Annotated in this window: 2 protein-coding genes and 3 pseudogenes; all 5 read right to left on the bottom strand. The window is 40.8% G+C overall.

Features of this window, described 5'->3' with window-relative positions; genetic code table 11:
- Positions 1-935 (bottom strand): annotated as a pseudogene (locus L5L77_RS22345) (IS3 family transposase); the annotation flags it as partial.
- Positions 935-1,954: pseudogene (locus L5L77_RS22350) on the bottom strand (ISAs1 family transposase); the annotation flags it as partial. The pseudogenes L5L77_RS22345 and L5L77_RS22350, both read right to left, overlap by 1 nt.
- A gap of 323 nt (positions 1,955-2,277) precedes the next feature.
- Complete coding sequence (locus L5L77_RS22355; RefSeq protein ID WP_263223433.1) at positions 2,278-2,880, bottom strand: hypothetical protein; 603 nt, start codon at positions 2,878-2,880, stop codon at positions 2,278-2,280.
- A gap of 156 nt (positions 2,881-3,036) precedes the next feature.
- Positions 3,037-3,669, bottom strand: a pseudogene (locus L5L77_RS22360) (transposase); the annotation flags it as partial.
- An 87-nt stretch (positions 3,670-3,756) separates the two neighbouring features.
- The coding region (locus L5L77_RS22365) for a hypothetical protein (RefSeq protein WP_263223429.1) at positions 3,757-3,977 on the bottom strand (221 nt) is incomplete at its 5' end.

Below are 3,977 nucleotides of genomic sequence, written 5' to 3' on the forward strand. Positions count from 1 at the left end.
GATACCATAGCTCGATAGCAGCCTACCGAATTGCTTACTGGTATATTGCGAGCCTAGGTCACTGTGAAATACCAACCCTCGCGCTGGTTAGCGCAGGTTGTAGGCTTTCATTAATGCCTTAGATATCAAATCTGTGGTCATGCGTTTGTCTATGTGCCATCCCACAATCCGGCGTGAATATAAATCCATCACCACAGCTAAATACATCCAGCCCTCACCCGTCTTTAAATAGGTCACGTCACCCGCCCAAACCTGATTAACCGATACGGGATTAAAGTTCATGTTTAACAGGTTATCAGCCACTGCATTTGAGTGTTTCCGCTGCGTCGTCACCTTGTAAGCGCGTCGCTGGGTTGCTTTGAGTCGAAGGCGGTGCATCATTTTACGAACGAGATAGCGACCAAGCTGGTAGCCTTCCTTGCGCAATTTCTTCACCATTTCACGATCCCCTAAGCTGCCTCGACTTTGCTTAAATAGCTGTCGAACAAGGCGATAAAGCTTCAGTGTTTCAAGGCTTATCACGTTTGCAGGGCGCTTATGCCAATCGTAATAACCTGATTTACTTACACTCATGACTCGACATAACAGTGCTACAGGAAACAGGTGAGATTGCAGTTTGATGAAACGAAATCTTACATCATTTCTCTCGCAAAGAAGGCGCTTGCCTCGGCGTGCCCCTTGGGTATTTTTAGAATTTCTTTCTCCATGCGTAATTCTTTGTTTTCTCTACGCAATCGCTTCAACTCATCACGCTCAGGCTCTTCTAAGGTGATGCCTTGTTGCAGGGCTTCGTGTTTTTCCTTCCAGTTGTAAAGCAGGCTCGTGCTAACTCCAAGAGACTTTGCCGCATCGGCAACGCTATAACCTTGTTCTAGCACCATCAAGACAGCTTCATCTTTAAATGCCTGGGGATAACTCTTATGTGATTTCTTCATTTAGCCCTAAGCATATTCAGTGATATTTGCCTAAGCATGGCCCAATTTTCAGCCCCATGATGTTGATAAATCTGGCAACTATCTTCTTTCATTGAGACATCTAGCACCCAGTGTAAGCAGTTCTCAATTCCCCAATGACCACGAACTGAATCGGCTAACTGTTGCTCATCGAGTGTGGCTGAACTGATATAGTAACGGTAGCTCAGCTCCGCCTCTTTCCCTTTCGTATGCCGATAACTCAAACACATACCTAATGTGTTCAATTTCATCCACTTAGAGAAGTTAGCTTGGAGCTGGCTTGCAGGCATTACATAGTAGGCTCTTGCCTCAATACGGCCTCTATTCTTTTCAATAACGAGTCCATCAAGAGGATTGCTGCGCGCTTCACTGAAAGCACTGACCACGGCCTCATGTAATGAACTTTGATTCGCCTTCACTGCAAGTAAGTAGTCACCTCCTTGCTCGACTATCTGCGTTGCAATCTCTGTCTGGCAACCCATAGCGTCGATTGATACCAGCGCTCCTTCTATATCTAACAACTGGAGCAGTGCTGGGATTGCGGTTATCTCATTGGATTTATTTGAAGTTTTTACTTGCCCCAGCACCACTTTATTGGCACAGGCAAACGCATTGACCATATGAATGGTTGAGCGCCGGTCTTCACGATTGTATGAGGCACAAAGCGTTTTACCATCGATAGCAATAAGATGACCATCACTCATCTCATGAATGGCTCGCATCCAATTAGCAAAGCACAGTCGGAACTGTTCCGGCTCGATACGAGAGATAATACGTGCAATGGTGTCATCGACAGGGGCACCTTCGGTCAGAATTCCCTTTTCTTTAAACCAGTTATGATGTCCGAGAGCATAGTCATGGATTTCTGACCAGCCTTCGGCCCCAGCAATCACACCACACAGAGTGACGAACAATACATCATGCAATGGGTAAGTTACTTTGGCAGATTGTCGGCTGTCAGCAATCGAGTTGAAATGAGACGTGAAGGCTTCAAGGTACATGCTCTGATGCTCTCTATAAGAAAAAGAGAGCATAAGATCATAATCGACACCGTCCGTCAAATTGGGGGCAAAACGGTTAAAATATATTCACGATCTCGCCCTGGGCTAGGTATGCCTGAAACCCACTGTGTAGCTTGATATTTGAACAATGATGAGAGTTTTTTCGCTGACTCGATTTAGGAAACAAAGCCGCCAAAAAACTTTTAAGTTTAAGCCGATAGCGGTGCAGTGTAATCTACATGCTAACGGCTTAATTATAGAATGTTGCTAATTATAATTATAAAAAGTGACAATGACCATTAAACAATAAATATCACGATATTTCATCTATTTTTCTGCATATATTTCAAAATATTTCCTAAGCTAATTCTAGATTTGCCAACTAATTCCATTTTATCTTCTTTAAAATAACTAATTTTCACATAAATCAACTGGCCAACTGATTGTTCTTTACTACTCATTGAGTGTGTTACATCATATAATCCCTTCAGATTTTGAGGGACTCCACCTGCATCAGTTACTATATTCCCTGGTGTAAATGCCGATGCCTGATTGACCGCTTGCACTAGAATGTCTTGCAAAGGAAATAGACCTATATATTTAGCTTTTTTTATATAATTAGCTACTCCAACATATATTTCAGGAAGCTCTTTAATTTGATTTTCAATGTAAACACTGGAGTTCTCTTCTAGATAATTAAAAACTTGAACGGAGGTGCCAATTAAAACAATAGCTTTAATTCCAGCACCTACTTCTGAAAAGAGATATTGACCTTTACTATCCTTGATTGCCTTTTTCATATCCTCTGTAACTTGCATAATAGAGAAGAAGTTTCCTTGTGTCACTATGGTGGAAGGGTCTCGCCAAAATGTCACATAATTTACTTGTTCAGCTCCATTTTTCTCAGTAGTTGCATTATAATTCATCATCTATATCCTCATCGTATTTATTAACCCAATTTAACATGCTTAGTGATTACTATACTTTTTGTCCTCCTCCTAGTACTAGCTGTATTATGAATGAATCGGCACCGAAATTAGCGTAATGTGCCAGCAACATAATGCTGGAGTAGTACATTTCAATATTTCTTGATAGTGTTTAACTCTTCCAGAAGCATTATCTACTATAAACCAATAACGATATAAACATTAATCAACCTTCTTCTGAGGAGTATTTATATCGAGGCGTGTTTGAATAATGGATTAGTCACCTTTACTTCAATAAATTTACAAAAAACATCGCTGTAATAATCTTTATCAGCAATCACAGTGTCAACACTCTTTCAAGTGCTCAACTAGGTTTAATATCGCGTTATCAGGACTTTTGATTATTCGAAATAAATTGGTAATCCCCCACAGTCCACTACTAGGTGGGTTTTGGTTGAATTACCGCCTCAACGTTTACTAATACTCTCACTACTTAATATAGGTGAACCCGCATTATCGAGCCATCAATAATGTTCCCTTCCATGTCAGAAGGATTAGCTAAGATTTGAATAAAAGGAAGATATGTTTTACCACCAATTAAATCGCCTAAAGGCCATATTCCAATGACCAATCCCATCAGGTATCTCGCCAAGGGATATCTGTTAGAAGGCGGTAAAGAATATCTTCGAATATTTACTTATGTTCAGGTTTGTCATAAACACTGCCAGTGCTCCTCATTAAATGAAATAGCTTTTCCCTGCGGGCATCGGTTAGCATAAGTCTTGGCATAGCTTGAGGATTATGGTTACTTTTGGCGAAGAAAATTATAACGTCTTGCCATGCTGTCTAAAAACACTCTAGAAAGATCAACAGACCCTAGATTTTTAATATTACATCAGAGTTGGTATTAATAATAAGCTCTGCATTCCTATTATCTATATTACTCAATTCATTATTATAAAAATCTAAAACGACAATACCGAGCCGGTCTCCTTTTTGTTTACGCTGTAAGAATTCAGTAAGCCCTGGATTCATCATGGGCTCGACTTTACCTAGCCCGCCGCCCCAACAGTATTGATAGGGAGTATGCCCACCTT

Source organism: Shewanella sp. SM29 (genome assembly GCF_025654245.1).
In the GTDB taxonomy this organism is placed as follows: domain Bacteria; phylum Pseudomonadota; class Gammaproteobacteria; order Enterobacterales; family Shewanellaceae; genus Shewanella; species Shewanella oncorhynchi.